Below are 15,775 nucleotides of genomic sequence, written 5' to 3'. Positions count from 1 at the left end.
AAGCGGCTATCTACGCTTATAGAAGGAGGGAGAGAATGACATCCAAAAAGAAAAGAAAGAAGAGAAAAGGACCAAGCCCACAAAAAGGGATAACGAACGAAAGATTAGCCGATAATCTGAAACACATACTGTGGAAGAAGAAGATATCGAAAGAAGAATTTGCCAGAAAGCTGGATGAACCATTACCTTATATCCTGGAGGTATTGAAAGGCAGGAGGAGTATCCAGCTTCCTACTCTGATACGGATGTGTAAGGTATTGGACGTACCTATCTTACATTTTGAAGATTGTATTCGAAAGGATGACGCTGCATGATCTCCGGATCAGCGAAGAAGGTGATGCTCATAGGAGTAGTCTTCTTTCTCGTGATCATGATGTTTGTGGCGGTCGGTATCGGAGGTGGCAGTACCGAAGATGATATCGATCTTTCGACTTCCCTATTGAGTGAAGCAGTCGAAAGATATCGTCCCTATGTAACGAAAAGAGCAGAGGTCTATGACATGGCGGATCATGTCGAATTGATCCTCTGTGTGATGGAAGTGGAATCTCATGGTGAAGGTATGGACCCGATGCAGGCTGCAGAGGGTCCTTTCAACAAGAAATATCCAAAGGTACCCAATGGCATCCGTGATCCTGAATATTCCATAGATTGCGGGATACAGGAGCTGCGCTCCGTATTGAAGAAAGCAGGAGTGAAATCCGGAGAAGATAAGGAAAGGATAAAGGTGGCTTTGGCCGGATATAATTTTGGAAGTGGCTATATCGAATGGGTCGATGCGAACAAAGGTGGAAAATGGACATTAGAGAATGCGAAAGAATTTTCTGCAATGATGGCAGCCAAAATGGGATGGTCTGTTTATGGCGATCCGAACTATGTCGATAAGGTCATGGAATATTACGAAACAGCTGCTATCGGGATCGAAGGAAAAGATGCTTTTTTAGTACCGATGAAGAGTTATACACTGACGAGCAGTGTAGGACAACGAAGTCTCGGAGATTATCACTATGGAACGGATATCGATGGAGGCTATGGCGCAAATATCTATGCACCTGCCGCAGGGATTGTCTATGAGGTATCTAACGATTGTCCGCCAAGCGATGGTTATTTGGGGAATTCCTGTCCCTATAGCGGAGGCTATATCGGTGGTGGAAATTACGTCATGCTGAAGGTCACCAACAAGAAAGAAGATTATTATATCTTCTTATGCCATATGAAAAGGACCCTAGTCAGCAAGGGACAGAAAGTAAAGAAAGGCCAAAAGATCGGCGAACAGGGACATAGCGGTAACAGCACGGCATCGCATCTACATATCGAGATCCACAAAGGGACTGCGCATATTGCAACGAAGGATGGACTCGTCGATCCTGAGAAGATCATGAACTTTAAAAAACGATGAGGAAATGGAAGGTGATCCGATTTGATTGAGAAAAAAAATATCATCCTACCAGCCATATGCATCTGTCTGGGTGCAGGAATAGGGTTTGGTACTAAAAGTATGCTTATGGAAGAAAAAGAACAGGAGCCTGCAGCTTCAGAGGTCCAAAAGCAGAGGAACTCTGCGAAGGATGATAGTGAAGAAAAGACAAAGCTAGTAGATGCAGAGCAGAAGGAAGCTCCTGAGCGTTATACAGAACCGGCAGTACGATATATCAAGGTGATGAAGAGCGGAAGCTCAACAGATATCTATTACGAGCGTCTGGATAAAGTAAAGGATATACTGAGTGACAGCATGTATGAGACATTGTCCCCTGAGATGAGCAAGGAGGAAATACAAGCCGAAAAAGAACAGGCTGCAAAGGTAGATAAGGATTCTATCACGAAAACGAAGATCACAGATACACGATACAGTTATCGATGGAAGAAAGAAGGAAGCTACGAAGTCTCTGTGATCTATACACAGCGCGTCACACGAGGAGATTTCAGCGATCAAGAACGATATCTGTGCCGTATGGAGGTTACGAAAAAAGATAAACGATATATCATCACGAACATATATGAAGACAGCGCTCTGTCTGATGGTCTATATTGAATATGACATTTTGATGAATATCAATATATAGAGTGACAGGAGGTGGTTCAGTTGTTTATCAAGATCTGTGAGTATATCTATGAGAATATCGTAATGATATTTATGATAAATAACGGTATATGGCTTTGCCTTCTCTTTGATGATCAGCCAGAGTGGAATCTCGGCCTCGGTCCCCGCATAAACAATCTATCTTTTAAAATAGAATACGAAACGAGACGTCTGATCACATATATCTATTCATTCATACGTTTTTTCTATATTTTGATCGTTGTAGTTTGGTTTTTGTATATCGTGTTTAGTATTCTAATCTATATCATAGGTTTGATTTTCTTTTTTCAAGTAATGATGTCAAACGACTATACTTTATCTTAGAACTGAGAATAAAGTTTTTTAGTATATTCATCACTTTATAAATTCCGCCCTCGAAGAAAAAGTGTCTCAAACGAAAATACTCGCTACAACGACCGGAAAAGCCTTGTAGAAGGCTTTTCTCATTTTTAGATAAAGATTTATATATATCATGACAAAACGATGCTCTGAAGCTTTGAAATAAAGTTTGAAATTAAAATTAAACTATGAATAAAGGTCTATATAAACAAGTCGCGTACGAGCTTGTGTATAGATAAGAGAGCGCTGCTCTGATAGCGTATGGCAATCTATCAGTGCTATCTTCAGACATGAAAAAATAAAGAAAGGAATCATAAAATGGAACTCGACCAGATGATATTCGATGATCTCATCAAATGCTATAAGTCGAAGAACTATCGTTTCGACTTCGTATCAGACGAACTCTTCGTAGATGGATATTCCAAGGGTGTTTATATCCACTTCTCCCCTTTGAACAGGGATGCTTTTCTGGAGTATATAGAGGATACTCCTTTTTTCTTCGACATGGAGCTTCCCATGCAGAAAGACACCTTTCTTGATGCCTACCTGGATTTCATGGATCATGCTTGCACGAAGAAACGCAATACCCGTTATGCGGTCTCCATCACAGTCCTGTATCCGAAGAAGCTCCAGACCATTGAGGAACGGAAACGCTTCATACGTCAGTACGTCCTGCAGCTGTGTGGTCTGAAACAGCCGATCCCTTATTTCGTTGAAAATATCACCATGGGATGCGGCACTTATGCTAGAATAACCATGATAGACAGGATCTATATCGCCAGGACACAATGGATGGTTTACAAGAAGGATGGCTGGTTCGACAGCAGGACCGGAAGATTCGCAAGTGCGGATTGTCCGGAAAGATACAAGGTGTTGAAATATAGAGCCGGTGACTATCGACTGGATAAGGATGGTAACCGTATCCCATCGAAGGCCGTCTTCAGCAATTCCCTGCAGAACTTCGTTTACGGGAAAGACATGCAGAGTGGCCGTAATCTGTGGGATGAATTCATTTGGAAGCTGCGTCAAAAGTTCCTGGACACAGTATTGCGAGTGTGTGGTAAGACGGATCATGTCAAGAAAGGAAAACGGCTCCATAAGACGGAATGCAAGCCGGAGTATCATCGCTATGTACGCAGACGCATCGCTGCATTGAATTTCGCAAAACAGACCATCGAATATACGACGAATTATCTATTGAAGAAGTTTTGCGCAGAGGATATCGTATTCACACACTACAATGAAGCGAAAGGCGGACGGACAGAGCATAGCCGGGCTTATAAACAGGTCTTATCGATCTTTCACAAATACAGGACCAGGTTTCGTAACGGAGTCTTCCATGATGAGACAGGGAATGAACATCAGCTGGACTATTATCACCAGAACGTCTATGAATTAGATCGCAGTATCCAATGCCTGCTGGATCAGTTCTTTACTGATATACAGGCATTGTAAGAAGATGAGGAAAGAATACATGAAACAAGCGAAACTATTATTTTTACTACGGAATGACCTGGCATCCACTTCACAAAGGATCATCATCGAGATCAGCGAGGAAGATCATGAATACTGTATCGGACATGGAGATGATGACAGGGAATATGTCCTAAAACAAAACGAGCGATACAGAGTCCTTGAGGATCCGCGTGGGATCCTGGTATTCGGAACGGATGAGGATATCTGTCACTATCTGCTGTTCAAATACTGCAGAGATGTTGCAGCGGATGTAGCATATCCTACAGGATGGCTGAAAGAACTGGAAAAACGATTCGAACAGATCCGCTGTGATGACCTTTCCGTATTCTACAATAAAACAAACGAATAGATATACCTTAACACTGCTTCTCATGCGGTGTTTTATTTTCCTCTCTCAGATTGATCTTTGCTGGGAAAAGGACAAAAACGACCTTTAGCTGGCCCAACAAATACAAAAAGCTGAATCAAAAGACTCTGCCGGCATGAGCGCCGGCGGCTACATGGCAAGTTGCCATGTAGCTATGGAATACCGCATGCGCCTACACCGTCAATGACCGGGTCGTATTTTCCTATCGGAAAATCTCCACCCTACGTTCCGTTCCTTGACTGCTCCGGTTCATCGCGGTTCGTAGAAAGTGTAAGGTACGTAGCTTCACGATAGAAGGAAAATATAAGGAGGACAGAAACTATGTTGACGTTTCATTTCAAAAACAAGGAAGAGTTTTATGAGCAGATCGCAGATGGTTCTCTGCAGAAGATCATGATGGAATATTTTAATAGATCGGCAGACATGGGGCTTCCGGTCGAGGAGGATACCCTGTTCTATAACTTTGAGGTAGAATTTGAATGTGTATTAGAAAATGGAAAGCGTTGTATCACGGATGAGGAAGTAGCACATCTACATGGGGAGATTGCCATAAGACTCTATAATGTGATCCGCAGTGTCTGGAGGAGATATCAGAAAAGTGTCCCTATATCGGGAAAAGATTTCACTCTTACAGAGCTCAGCACGGATATGTAGCGGTTGGTCTGGATAGATTCGGAGATCCCGGAAAAGAAAGCAGAATACCTCTTTTGGAGGCATCAGATCTTCGTATGCAGTGCATTGGGGAATGCCGTCTTCACCTTCCCTCAGAGAGTGAGCTGGAAGGATGTTTGGACCAAGATGGAGACTTCTCAGTTTGCTGATACCCTATCTATTGGGGATTTCATAAGTCATATATGGCTTGGAAGTGCTGCATATGATGACATCATAGAACGTTACCGACAGCGATACCGGAAGGCAGATAAGGAGGGACCGATCTCCCTGATAGAATATGAGCGATATCTGCAGTATGCACAAGAGTCCTCGTGCCATGAAGAATTCCTCCTGAGGATCGAGCTGGATGAGGACCTGCCCTACCGTCATGACCGGGAGGAGCGATGGCTGCGGACAGAATGCGGGATGCGCCTGAACCCAATCGTTGCGTTTTACTTACATGGGCTTCAAGTCTTCTACAAACGTCAGATCGAGGGCAGATATCCGCTAAACGAAGGGAGCTGAATGATATGAAGAAAATATATAACGATGACGCACTACTGAAACGAATCAAAAAACAGATCCGTATATGGGAAGCGTATTACAATGAGACCGGTCATTATCGGGAGGAAACGATCTTTCTGGATTACGGAGAAGAAGCATACCAAGCATGGCTGGAGAACATGAGATCCTATCTAGGCGGTGATGAACTTGGCAAAGAGAATACTTGATGTTTGTTGTGGATCAAAATTATTTTGGTTTCAAAAACACCATCCCGATGTCGTTTATATGGATATCAGGCAAGAACATGGAGATATCCATGGAAAGCATGTCCATGTCGATCCTGATGTGATCGGAGACTTTCGAAATATCCCATATGATGATGGACGATTCGATATGGTCGTATTCGATCCTCCACATCTTCGCTGGGCCGGGCCGAATTCTATCATGAAGGCTCAGTATGGTCAGCTCAGTGAGACATGGTCGCAGGATATCGCTCAAGGGTTCAAAGAATGTATGAGAGTGTTGAAATCAGGAGGCTTCTTGATTTTCAAATGGAACGAATGTCAGATCAGAGTCAATGAGGTCTTGAAGCTCATGGATACGACGCCTTTATTCGGAAACAGACGTGGTGATACCCATTGGCTCGTATTCACAAAAGAGGAATGTCAAAATGAAGAGATATCATAAGTGGAATATATACAAAAACGTCATCATGCTGAGATACCTGTTCCGTGGATGTGATGGTCTCCGGCAGCACGTCCAAATGATGAGATGGATCCATAACAAAGGACTTACCGAGGTCTTCGATTTCATAGAGGAACACTTCGAAGAGACCTGGACGATGCCATATCTGCAAGACGGATCTGATTGCCATCAGACCAGTGACGGCCGGAGATAAAAGCATAGGAGAATACTTGGGATATATACCATATGAATGTGTAGATGGGAGGAACTATCATGATCAATAGAGTTGTATTAGTGGGAAGATTGACGAAGGACCCTGTATTACGGAAGACGACGAATGGCGCATCGGTCGTGTCTTTTACGGTCGCATGTAACCGGCTTTTCAAACAGGAGGGACAGCCAGAAGCTGACTTCATCAACACTGTCATCTGGAACAAGACCGCGGACAGTGTAGCAAAGTATACGCACAAGGGCTCTCTGGTAGGTGTAGAGGGCCGTATCCAAACGCGCAGCTATGATGACAAAGACGGCAAACGTGTATATGTAACAGAGGTGGTCGCGGATAATGTGCGCTTTTTGGATAGTAGGAATGCGGGAGGTACGAACAGTGCCTACGTACCAGGACAGGAAAGCATGCAGAACAGCACTGATACGAGCAACAGCTATCCATCCTTCTCCAATGAGTTCACGAGTATTGCAGCGCTGGATATCTCCGATGACGATCTGCCATTTTAATGAAGGAAACGATACGGATGATCACGCAAAAAGAGATCGATGTGGAGGTGTGGAAGCTGGTCGATACGACGAAGAATCTTCATATCTCCAATATGGGAAGAGTCAAACGTATCTATGCAAACGGAAGAGAGCGGACGAAGAGGGATCTATAAGGTGGATCCGGGAAACAGGAACGTCCTTGCATTTTATAAAAGCTCCAGAGAAGCAGCGGCCAAGGAATACTGCAGCTACCAGACGATCCTGGACAGCTGTAATGGAAAAACGAGAAGAAATGCGACCGGTTATAGCTTCGTATGGTCTGAGGTCGTAGATGATTCTTCAGGGTGAATATAAGAAAAAATCAATACAAAGGGAAAGATGATGAGGAGGATATAGAAATGGAAGAATATAATATCAAGCTAAGACTTACACAAACAGAAGCAGAGCGACTCGTAAAAGCTGCAGCACATCATGACCAGAAGGTTTCCGAGTTGTTGGAATCTTTCATATATGACCTAGTGGCATCCGACGAACACCGCGGAGGTGACGATGAAACAGAGCTTGCCCGACAATGGTATGAGCGATGCAATGAAGCACTCTATCCGCATCATGCGACCCCGTTGACAGAGAGCGAATCTCTAAAGCTGGCAAAGACAGATATACAGAAACGCTGTTTACAGGAAGCCTTCCGGTATACTCCCCTTTACTTCGACTGGATAAAAGCAACGATGAAAGAGGATGGAGTGATCATGGAAGATCAGGATCATGAATGCGTATATGTTGCTATCGATGAGGATGGAGATATCGACTTCGATGATACATACGGAAACAGCTGCGATGATCTGAAGCTCGTTCATGGGTCTGAAAAGGTCACGTGGGAGGAAGTGGAAGCTCGCCTGCGCAGTTATTCGAAAAAACATCAACAGGAGTTACAGTATCACTTGAAAGAATGTCTTCAACGATTGCCAAAACAAGAAGAAGGTATCGACCATGTGCGGATAAAGATAGCAAGCGATATCTATCGTCTGGAGGCGATGCTGCGTGAGATCCTGGAAAGCAGCTGTCATGCATGAAGCTTGTCGAGCGCTCCAAGGTATCATCGGATGAAGTCATACATATATCCGTTTTTTCAGATAAGACCATCGTGAGGAGGGATCATATGAAGAGTGAAACATATACAGGATTATCAGAAGCATTGCAGGCGGTAAAGACGAGATACGTGCAGCTGCCGGAGGAAGGAATCGATCAACAGACGCCGGAACCATTCGCATGCCTGATACGAGCATGTGAAGCTGTCCTTCAAGAGGAACAGATACGCAGAGATCGTCAGTTACGAGAGGTACGGAAAGCACGAAGAGACGGGATCATAGGGCGACCAGTCACCCCCTGCAGGGAAGACTTTCTGAAGCTGACGTATCTGCATGATAAAAAAATGGTGACAGCAATGGAAGCGACGAGAATGGATATAGGAGTTGCCATTTCATGCAGAACGAAAAGGAGATATCAGGAGGACGAGGGATGGAAGATATAAGGAAGCTGATCGTATTCCTGATCATCAACATCTCGGCATTCCTCTGTTATCTGCTGGGAAAAGAAAATCGGAGAAAGAGAGAGGATGGACATGAAGAAGAATAAATATTTAAAAGCGAAACTGACTGCAGATACGGAAGAGGACTGTCTGTACAACACTTTCTGGATCTATGTTGCCGGTATATCGGAGCTGTTACTGATCGTCATGCTGCAGGGAGAGCTGAACTACATCAGTATCCCCTGCCTCATCGCAGCCGGCTTCTCTTTAGGCGTCTGCGCATACAAGATGGGACAAAAAGCAAGGGAGCGATAAAACATGACCTTAGAAGATTACTTACCACAGATACAATTACTTACTTTACAGAATTACAACAATACCATCATCGCTTATGCGGCATATGTGCGTTTCGGGAAAAAAGCGATTGCAGACTATTGCAGGGAGAAGATCGGAAAAGAGGTCAGGGTCATCGTAAAGGATGATGATCCTATCAATGAAGATGGGTCGATCAGTCAAAATCGCTCGAAGCCTTCCAGATCGAGAACAGTGATCCTGGAGGTCATCAGCGAATGACGTACGTGGTCGTCACGATCACGTACTTCCTCCTCATCGGATTCCTTCTATGGAAGAATGAGGCGGGGACCTATATCCGGCATATGACGCCGCATCATTTGGTCTGTATCCTGAAGACCTCCCTTTCCATACTGACCGAAGTGGTATTGACGATGTCCCTGACATTCGCATGCGTCTATACGCTTTGCGGCTTACGCAAAGCGCTCCCTGATGAGAAGGAGATCCTGTTGCTGTGTCGGATGGTCCTGTTGTTCATCGTGCTGGTACGCTACTTGTTTCAGAAAGAGGTGAGCTTCCCGTTCCTCCTCTTCTATATGAATGTGACCATCTTTTCCGACCTCCTCTATCAGGGCGCGGATATCCTACGTTCCCTGCTGTATCTGGTGTTTCTCATACTACATGCACTCTTTTGCGTCTGCGATGAGGGAAGGATGCAGACATACCGCAAAACAGTCGCGATCCTAACAGAGGAAGATATCGATATCATCGCCATCCATGAAGCCGGACATGCCATCATGTCGATGAACGATGGCGTGATACCGATGGAGATCGTCCTCCTGCAGGGGAAGGATGGTCCGGTGGGAGGATATTGCCGCTATGAGAAACAAGAATTGCCTCTGCGCATGATACTGTGCAAGTTACTCGCTGGAGATATCGCAGCGAGAAGATATGGGATGCTTGCACAGAAGATGGTCTATTCCGAGCTATCCTCAGTTGACGACCATAACCGGTGTTTCGAACTCCTGCAGCAGGTGCCGCGACAGGAGCGCTATACGCTGTATGAAGACTGCCGGAAGCATTGTACACAGGTCCTGTATGCGCACTGGGATCTGGTAGCCCTGATCGCACAGAGACTGCTCGAAGAGAAGAAACTTGAACGACAGGAGCTGGAACTGCTCTGGCAGACATACGGGAAGAAAGACGGGATGGACCATGAAGACGATCGGAAAGGAGGTCAGGGTCACAGTGAAACGTAATGCTCTGTTGAGTGTGGAAGAAATGCGAAGCCGGCACTATAAGAACTCTGGCGCTCCACTGTGATCTTGGAAATCGAATGAAGAAAAAGAAATATCTGGTACTGAGAAACAAGGAGAACGGGAATATCGTAACCGTCGACAAGACTTGGTTCTATGGTCTGCCTAGGCATATCCAAGCGCTGTATCATGCAAAATGGCAGATCGTGATAAAGTAAGACATCACCTGGCAAGTTGCCAGATGATCGATCCAAACCATAAGGAAGAACAGAAGGTGTGAAAAAAACATGGAGTCATTCAAAAAAAAGTATGAAAAAATTCACTTTTGTAAATATACAACTACTGATCACATGGATAATCATTTGTGATATACTTCTTTCAAAAAGAAAAGAGGTATCTTCCATGGAAATTATAACGATCATGGTTTCGGCGCTTTTGGGAGCAGTACTTACCTTGATTACATCCACAGTGCTCTACAAAAAACAATCTACGATTGAAATGAGATGGACATTATTTCAATCGATACGTGATGAAATGTATGCATCAAAAAAGCTTATTGCAACCTATTTCAATGAATTAGGCAAAATTGCAGCAGATATGCGCGAGGAAAAAGAGGCCAGCGAACATGTGCATATTGATTTTACAAATCTCTCCTCTATACATCAGGAATATTCTGTTCTGACGAATAAATTTCTGGCTTATATGAAAATGTATGAACCTGATACGATCTGCAAAATAATGTCGCATCTGCCCTTTGTATTCAAAAACTCTGCACGAAAAATGAAATTCTATTTTTATCTGGAAACATGGAGAACTGCAATGTACTGTGATTTGAAATATCTGCTCGATGTAGAAAATAAACTACAGGAGATTTTGATTCCCTACCTTGATAAGACAGCTGCTCCAGATATATATGACGAAATATTAACAGTCATAAGCAATGTCCATGCATCCGACATGCAAACGATAGACCTTGATGAGATTGGACTGTATGACTTTATGGCAGAAAGCTTCAGAAAAATCGTCTGATAAATTTAGCTGCATGGCAATCAGATATTCTAAAGTCAACAGAAGAACTGCTGGACGACTATAAGAAAAGTGTTCATCAAAGATTGTCATAAAGTCTCAATAACAATGAATTACTTAGCAAACTGCTATGTAACACAGGAGGGAGAAGCATGATATCAATACTTTTTATAGGGATGATCGTTTCCCTCTTCATCATATTGTCCTATGCTCTTTGCAGAGCGAGTGATGAAGCTGACAGAATGTTCGGATATAAAACCATGAGCAGAGATCATGAGATGACGTATGAAGATGACCATAAATCTTTAGAATGACAAAGGATCTTGTATCTACCTGGCAAATTGCCAGGTAGATAGAAAAGGAGGTGCTTGAAAGCAATGAATGACTTAAAAAGCAGAAAAGGATATATCAATACGAACTGTGAACGTAAGTATCCGGGAGTCAAAGACTATTATCTACGCTGCGTCAGTGACGAGGTCATAGACAGACTGCGAAAAGAATCTTTAGATGGTGTTTGCTTTCTATCTTTATCAGATCTCAGAGAAGCATATGATCTCACTAAGAGTGAAGGGCTAAAAGTGATGCTGTTGATCGATGATGAACCGGATATACAGCGTAAGGGTTGGCATAAGAATCTGGTCGAATATAGAATACAGGATCCAAAGGAAATGAAAAGCATAACAGTCCGGCTTCAGGACGAAGCTATGGATCTCTATGACGAAAAGGACGACGCACTTCAACTGCTCGGGCATAAGTTGCTGCCGGGACTTGTCTATTCCCTTGCGCAGGCACGAAAGATCGCAACGGATCTGGTCAACATTCTCCAGCATAAGGAGATGCCAAAGAAAGTACAGGAAGGACTATTGGAAGCGTACGTACGTGCACATAAAGGTTACACGCTGACAGAAGAGATCCAGGAAGATGGCACCCATCTTCAGGTCCTCTTATATGATGGTCTTCCGATAGCAAAAGGAAGCGGCACTGAGCTCTTGAAGATGATAGGAATCGAAGGTGTCACAGTTTCTGATCTGAACGTATACACGAAGGAAGATATGGAACCTGTCCTATCCCGCTATCACGAATATGTCCAAAAAGAACAGATCAGCGAGATACTGAAGGATCGCTGTGATGAGTGGTTAGCTTCACAAGACCTGGATGAAAACAGTTTGGAGGGAATCATCGATAAAGACGATCTAACACTGGAGCTATGGGACAAACGAGCAGCACTGGACCCTACTCTCCCTTTCCGCCCTGCTTTGAACACGGAGGACATGCGATGGATGCAGGAGGAAGCGGACATACAGCTAGAGCAGATGCTCATTACAGAACTGGAGAAAGAGAAGGTGTTATCCTATGGATCCTGATAGACTAGAGAAGTTCATGAGGAAGGACCATGCACGAATCTCCGGCTTTCACGGAGCGTCGTATACAAAAAAAATATTACGTCATCTCTTATGGATAACCGTGGGTGTCATCGTACTCATCCTTCTCACGATCATCACACTGCAGTTCCTGTACGATAGTATACGACTTGCGACTCTATCCCTCCTACTGATCATCGTCCTTGCCATAACGTTCCTGCTATATCGAAGGATGAGAAAAGCAAAACAAAGAAAGAAAATGAAAGAAATCGTAGATATGCAGAGCGGGTAAACACTTGTCTTTGAACTTCTACTATAGTAGAATTTAGTTGGAAAAGAGTGTCTGAACCTAACCTGGCAAGTTGCCAGGTACAGAAATGAGGGAAAAGATCATGAATACGATCATCAAATTACTATTGTCTTCCTTGCTCGTCCTTTCATCGACAGGCTGTTCACCGCATAGTACGAAGAACGAACAAGATGTATCATACATCGATATCTCCGAAATTCCAGCTTACTCCGGTACACCGTATGTGGAAATCGACGGCAATATACCGGCTTTCACGGAAGATGAGCTGTCTACGAAATCTTATGAGAGCTACAGTGAGCTGGATGAGCTAGGCCGGTGCGGAGCTGCGATGGCAAACATCGGAAAAGATCTGATGCCTACAGAAGAACGAGGCTCCATCGGAATGATAAAGCCTTCCGGCTGGCATACCGTCAGGTATGATGACCTGATAGATGGGAAATATCTCTATAACCGGTGCCATCTGATCGGATTCCAGCTGACCGGTGAAAATGCCAACGAGAAGAATCTGATAACTGGTACTCGGTATATGAACATGGAAGGTATGCTGCCATTTGAAGATATGGTTGCTGATCATATCCAGGAAACGAATAACCACGTACTGTATCGGGTCACTCCGATATTTGAAGGTGATGACCTCGTAGCATCCGGTGTACAGATGGAAGCGCAGTCGGTGGAAGACCATGGAGAAGGTATCCGGTTCAATGTCTTCGTATACAATGTACAGCCCGGTATTACGATCGACTATATCACCGGAGAGAGTCATTTGGAAAAAGGAGTAGAGAAAGAGCAAAACGATACCGATGTGGAGATACGCGGAAACAAGGATTCGAAGATCTATCACTGTCCCGGCCAACGATCCTATGATGATATGGAGGACTCAAAAAATCTGATCATATTCAACAGTGAAGAAGAGGCACAGGCAGCCGGGTATAGAAGAGCACAGCGGTAGCCAGAAAGAAGGAAGATGCGATGAGTAGAAGAGATGTGCAACTGCAACAGATGCGGGAACAGCAGCTGGTAGAAACGACCAGCAGGATCTATGCATCGACCGTGGCAGAGGTATTATTTGAGGCAGGCATACCAAAGGAAGATATCGAGTATGTGCTTTCTCAAGTCATGGGCAAAGCAGAGAATCTTTCAAAAGGTTATATCGACGTAGATACGTATGTGGAATCAGTAGAAGAAAAAACAGGAATCACTTTAAAGTGACCTGATATAAAGTAAAAAAACAAGCAAGATCAGCTACCTGGCAAGTTGCCATGTAGGAGTAGACAGCGGAGAGACCGCATGGAGAAGAAATATGAACGAAAACAAAAAAATAGTCGAACATGGACCGACAGGTTTGAAACGGATACCGATCGGTATCTCAGATTATCGAAAATTGAAAATAGGAGATTATTATATCGTCGATAAATCCTTATTGATAAAAGAATTTTTGGATAGTGGCGCAGAAGTAACACTGGTGACCCGTCCTCGACGCTTTGGGAAAACATTGAACATGAGTATGATGGCAGAATTCTTCGACATCACAAAGGATTCAAAGGATATCTTCAAGGATACTGCGATCATGGATACGGAATATATTCGTGAGATGAACCAATATCCTACGATCTTTCTGAGCTTTGCGGATGCGAAAGGCAGTCAGATGAGAATCGTAAAATGTATAAAGGAACAGCTACTGACAGCCTACAGATGTAACGCCCACCTATTGAAAGATCCGGATATGTTCGATAAACCAAAGTTCGACTTGATCATGAAAGGATTATCAAGCTTAGATGATGGAAGCTTAGAAACGATCGACCAGGCGATAGCATATCTCATGGAGAAGTGTCATCAATATTACGGAAAGAAAGTGATGCTCATCATAGACGAATATGACACACCGTTTATAGAAGCGCATGTCGGAAATGTTTATAGCGAGATACACTCCGCACTTGCAGGATTGCTCAGCAGTGCACTGAAAGATAATCCGAATTTGCAAAATGCTATGCTTACCGGGATACAGCGGGTCGCAAAGGAAAATATCTTTTCCGGATTGAACAACCCGGAGGTACGGACTGTAAGTGATAAAGCCTATTCCCAACACTTTGGATTCGTGAAGAAAGAAGTGGATATCCTATTGAAGTATTATGGCTTAGAATGCTCTGATGAAGTGAAGGCAATGTATGATGGCTATAATATCGGTGGAACAGAAATCTATAATCCCTGGTCTATCCTCAATTATGCGAAGAATCATAAGCTGATTCCCTATTGGGTGAACGTAAGCTCTAATCAGCTTATAAAAAAAGCAATGGAGGAAATAAGGAAAAAACCAGAATCACACGGTGAACATAAATCCGGATTCGAAACCAAGTATGAAGAATTGATAGAAAAAAAACAGGTAGAGACCGTAATGGATCTTCAAAAATGTTTTTATGAAGAATCAGATGCTGTAAGTCTATGGGGTCTTTTCGTGAATGCAGGATATCTGACAATAAAACAAGAAAAATCGAGCACGTATTTATTGGAGATTCCAAACAATGAGGTCGCAGAGGAGTTTCAGAGACTTACTCTAAATTATTTGAATAAAGACTATGATATTTTCACTATGATGATGAGAGGCTTATACGATAAAGAACCTAATGTGTTCATAGAAAACTACCGAGACTTCCTATTGAATTCTACAAGTTATCATGATCTGATCAGTGAAAACAGTTACCATACTCTTCTATTAGGGATGTGTGCCTGCCTATATGCAGATTATGAGGTAAAGAGTAATCAGGAGGCTGGAAAAGGCAGATACGATATCGTCCTACAAAGCAAGACGAGTAAGTTTCCTTCCTATATCATCGAATTAAAGTATTTAAAGAAAGAAGAATATGACAAGCATCCGAAACTGTTGAAAGAAAAATGTGAGGAAGCTTTACGACAGATCGAAATGAATCGTTATGATATCACATTGAGCGGACAGATCATCCATATCGCATTAACACACAGTGGTAAAGATGTAGAGATGCTTTGGAAAGAGGCTTGACGGACGATGTTTCAAACAACATGGCAACTTGCCATGTTGAAGAAATGCTTGGAGGAAAAAGCAGAAGGCTATCTGCTTTCCAACAGGCATATGAAAAAGAAGAAAAATTCGAACAGAAATTCATAAAAAAATATTTTGCAAAACGAAAGAAAAAATAAATCGATAAAAAAGTCTAAAT

23 protein-coding genes and 1 pseudogene are annotated in these 15,775 nt (G+C 43.3%); all 24 read left to right on the top strand.

Annotated features, from left to right (window positions below; all coding sequences use genetic code 11):
* Positions 1–35 precede the first annotated feature (35 nt).
* Positions 36–314 carry a helix-turn-helix domain-containing protein gene (locus GKZ87_09915; protein ID QSI25767.1) on the top strand — a complete coding sequence of 93 codons (279 nt, stop codon included), beginning with the start codon at positions 36–38 and terminating at the stop codon, positions 312–314.
* A complete protein-coding gene (locus GKZ87_09910) occupies positions 311–1,396 on the top strand; it encodes a peptidoglycan DD-metalloendopeptidase family protein (protein ID QSI25766.1) in 1,086 nt (361 codons plus the stop codon). Before GKZ87_09915 ends, GKZ87_09910 begins: the two co-directional genes overlap by 4 nt.
* 21 nt (positions 1,397–1,417) lie before the next feature.
* Complete coding sequence (locus tag GKZ87_09905; protein ID QSI25765.1) at positions 1,418–2,029, top strand: hypothetical protein; 612 nt, start codon at positions 1,418–1,420, stop codon at positions 2,027–2,029.
* Between the two features lie 51 nt (positions 2,030–2,080).
* Positions 2,081–2,401, top strand: coding sequence for a hypothetical protein (locus GKZ87_09900; protein QSI25764.1), 321 nt, complete (start codon positions 2,081–2,083; stop codon positions 2,399–2,401).
* A gap of 333 nt (positions 2,402–2,734) precedes the next feature.
* Complete coding sequence (locus GKZ87_09895) at positions 2,735–3,871, top strand: hypothetical protein (protein ID QSI25763.1); 1,137 nt, start codon at positions 2,735–2,737, stop codon at positions 3,869–3,871.
* A 19-nt stretch (positions 3,872–3,890) separates the two neighbouring features.
* Positions 3,891–4,241, top strand: a complete 351-nt coding sequence (locus tag GKZ87_09890; GenBank protein QSI25762.1) for a hypothetical protein — start codon at positions 3,891–3,893, stop codon at positions 4,239–4,241.
* A gap of 339 nt (positions 4,242–4,580) precedes the next feature.
* Positions 4,581–5,435: pseudogene (locus GKZ87_09885) on the top strand (hypothetical protein).
* A 5-nt stretch (positions 5,436–5,440) separates the two neighbouring features.
* Entirely contained in the window at positions 5,441–5,641 is a 201-nt protein-coding gene (locus GKZ87_09880; GenBank protein ID QSI25761.1) for a hypothetical protein, read from the top strand.
* The gene (locus GKZ87_09875; GenBank protein ID QSI25760.1) at positions 5,616–6,101 is read left to right on the top strand and encodes a methyltransferase domain-containing protein; all 486 of its coding nucleotides are present in this window, start codon (positions 5,616–5,618) and stop codon (positions 6,099–6,101) included. The genes GKZ87_09880 and GKZ87_09875 overlap by 26 nt, the downstream gene beginning before the upstream one ends.
* Positions 6,085–6,312, top strand: a complete 228-nt coding sequence (locus GKZ87_09870; protein ID QSI25759.1) for a hypothetical protein — start codon at positions 6,085–6,087, stop codon at positions 6,310–6,312. The genes GKZ87_09875 and GKZ87_09870 overlap by 17 nt, the downstream gene beginning before the upstream one ends.
* 59 nt (positions 6,313–6,371) lie before the next feature.
* On the top strand, positions 6,372–6,833 hold the full coding sequence (ssb, locus tag GKZ87_09865; protein QSI25758.1) for a single-stranded DNA-binding protein: 462 nt from the start codon (positions 6,372–6,374) through the stop codon (positions 6,831–6,833).
* 153 nt (positions 6,834–6,986) lie between these two features.
* Entirely contained in the window at positions 6,987–7,160 is a 174-nt protein-coding gene (locus GKZ87_09860) for a hypothetical protein (GenBank protein ID QSI25757.1), read from the top strand.
* Positions 7,161–7,210: 50 nt separating this feature from the next.
* Positions 7,211–7,885, top strand: a complete 675-nt coding sequence (locus GKZ87_09855; GenBank protein ID QSI25756.1) for a hypothetical protein — start codon at positions 7,211–7,213, stop codon at positions 7,883–7,885.
* 86 nt (positions 7,886–7,971) lie between these two features.
* A complete protein-coding gene (locus GKZ87_09850) occupies positions 7,972–8,343 on the top strand; it encodes a hypothetical protein (protein ID QSI25755.1) in 372 nt (123 codons plus the stop codon).
* Positions 8,344–8,427: 84 nt separating this feature from the next.
* A complete protein-coding gene (locus GKZ87_09845) occupies positions 8,428–8,655 on the top strand; it encodes a hypothetical protein (GenBank protein ID QSI25754.1) in 228 nt (75 codons plus the stop codon).
* A gap of 3 nt (positions 8,656–8,658) precedes the next feature.
* The gene (locus GKZ87_09840) at positions 8,659–8,913 is read left to right on the top strand and encodes a hypothetical protein (protein QSI25753.1); all 255 of its coding nucleotides are present in this window, start codon (positions 8,659–8,661) and stop codon (positions 8,911–8,913) included.
* Positions 8,910–9,890 carry a hypothetical protein gene (locus tag GKZ87_09835; protein ID QSI25752.1) on the top strand — a complete coding sequence of 327 codons (981 nt, stop codon included), beginning with the start codon at positions 8,910–8,912 and terminating at the stop codon, positions 9,888–9,890. The genes GKZ87_09840 and GKZ87_09835 overlap by 4 nt, the downstream gene beginning before the upstream one ends.
* Before the next feature lie 11 nt (positions 9,891–9,901).
* A complete protein-coding gene (locus tag GKZ87_09830) occupies positions 9,902–10,105 on the top strand; it encodes a hypothetical protein (protein QSI25751.1) in 204 nt (67 codons plus the stop codon).
* 184 nt (positions 10,106–10,289) lie between these two features.
* Complete coding sequence (locus GKZ87_09825) at positions 10,290–10,916, top strand: hypothetical protein (GenBank protein ID QSI25750.1); 627 nt, start codon at positions 10,290–10,292, stop codon at positions 10,914–10,916.
* Between the two features lie 374 nt (positions 10,917–11,290).
* The gene (locus GKZ87_09820; GenBank protein QSI25749.1) at positions 11,291–12,277 is read left to right on the top strand and encodes a hypothetical protein; all 987 of its coding nucleotides are present in this window, start codon (positions 11,291–11,293) and stop codon (positions 12,275–12,277) included.
* Complete coding sequence (locus tag GKZ87_09815; GenBank protein QSI25748.1) at positions 12,267–12,566, top strand: hypothetical protein; 300 nt, start codon at positions 12,267–12,269, stop codon at positions 12,564–12,566. The genes GKZ87_09820 and GKZ87_09815 overlap by 11 nt, the downstream gene beginning before the upstream one ends.
* A gap of 100 nt (positions 12,567–12,666) precedes the next feature.
* Positions 12,667–13,533 (top strand): hypothetical protein, encoded by an 867-nt coding sequence (locus tag GKZ87_09810; protein QSI25747.1) that lies wholly within the window; start codon positions 12,667–12,669, stop codon positions 13,531–13,533.
* A gap of 20 nt (positions 13,534–13,553) precedes the next feature.
* Complete coding sequence (locus GKZ87_09805; protein ID QSI25746.1) at positions 13,554–13,793, top strand: hypothetical protein; 240 nt, start codon at positions 13,554–13,556, stop codon at positions 13,791–13,793.
* Positions 13,794–13,884: 91 nt separating this feature from the next.
* On the top strand, positions 13,885–15,597 hold the full coding sequence (locus tag GKZ87_09800; protein ID QSI25745.1) for an AAA family ATPase: 1,713 nt from the start codon (positions 13,885–13,887) through the stop codon (positions 15,595–15,597).
* Positions 15,598–15,775 lie beyond the last annotated feature (178 nt).

Source organism: Erysipelotrichaceae bacterium 66202529 (assembly GCA_017161075.1).
Classification (GTDB): Bacteria; Bacillota_I; Bacilli_A; order Erysipelotrichales; family Erysipelotrichaceae; genus Clostridium_AQ.
The sequence above is the reverse complement of the archived record's forward strand: the minus strand, read 5'-3'. Positions and strand labels throughout refer to the sequence as shown.

Bases quoted from the DNA above. Each gene is read 5' to 3' on its own strand.
- GKZ87_09840 (QSI25753.1), top strand. From the start codon at position 8,659: ATGACCTTAGAAGATTACTTACCACAGATACAATTACTTACTTTACAG.
- GKZ87_09805 (QSI25746.1), top strand. From the start codon at position 13,554: ATGAGTAGAAGAGATGTGCAACTGCAACAGATGCGGGAACAGCAGCTG.
- GKZ87_09870 (QSI25759.1), top strand. From the start codon at position 6,085: ATGAAGAGATATCATAAGTGGAATATATACAAAAACGTCATCATGCTG.
- GKZ87_09845 (QSI25754.1), top strand. From the start codon at position 8,428: ATGGACATGAAGAAGAATAAATATTTAAAAGCGAAACTGACTGCAGAT.
- GKZ87_09855 (QSI25756.1), top strand. From the start codon at position 7,211: ATGGAAGAATATAATATCAAGCTAAGACTTACACAAACAGAAGCAGAG.
- GKZ87_09890 (QSI25762.1), top strand. From the start codon at position 3,891: ATGAAACAAGCGAAACTATTATTTTTACTACGGAATGACCTGGCATCC.
- ssb (QSI25758.1), top strand. From the start codon at position 6,372: ATGATCAATAGAGTTGTATTAGTGGGAAGATTGACGAAGGACCCTGTA.
- GKZ87_09875 (QSI25760.1), top strand. From the start codon at position 5,616: ATGAACTTGGCAAAGAGAATACTTGATGTTTGTTGTGGATCAAAATTA.
- GKZ87_09910 (QSI25766.1), top strand. From the start codon at position 311: ATGATCTCCGGATCAGCGAAGAAGGTGATGCTCATAGGAGTAGTCTTC.
- GKZ87_09835 (QSI25752.1), top strand. From the start codon at position 8,910: ATGACGTACGTGGTCGTCACGATCACGTACTTCCTCCTCATCGGATTC.
- GKZ87_09850 (QSI25755.1), top strand. From the start codon at position 7,972: ATGAAGAGTGAAACATATACAGGATTATCAGAAGCATTGCAGGCGGTA.
- GKZ87_09915 (QSI25767.1), top strand. From the start codon at position 36: ATGACATCCAAAAAGAAAAGAAAGAAGAGAAAAGGACCAAGCCCACAA.
- GKZ87_09815 (QSI25748.1), top strand. From the start codon at position 12,267: ATGGATCCTGATAGACTAGAGAAGTTCATGAGGAAGGACCATGCACGA.
- GKZ87_09825 (QSI25750.1), top strand. From the start codon at position 10,290: ATGGAAATTATAACGATCATGGTTTCGGCGCTTTTGGGAGCAGTACTT.
- GKZ87_09895 (QSI25763.1), top strand. From the start codon at position 2,735: ATGGAACTCGACCAGATGATATTCGATGATCTCATCAAATGCTATAAG.
- GKZ87_09880 (QSI25761.1), top strand. From the start codon at position 5,441: ATGAAGAAAATATATAACGATGACGCACTACTGAAACGAATCAAAAAA.
- GKZ87_09800 (QSI25745.1), top strand. From the start codon at position 13,885: ATGAACGAAAACAAAAAAATAGTCGAACATGGACCGACAGGTTTGAAA.
- GKZ87_09810 (QSI25747.1), top strand. From the start codon at position 12,667: ATGAATACGATCATCAAATTACTATTGTCTTCCTTGCTCGTCCTTTCA.
- GKZ87_09820 (QSI25749.1), top strand. From the start codon at position 11,291: ATGAATGACTTAAAAAGCAGAAAAGGATATATCAATACGAACTGTGAA.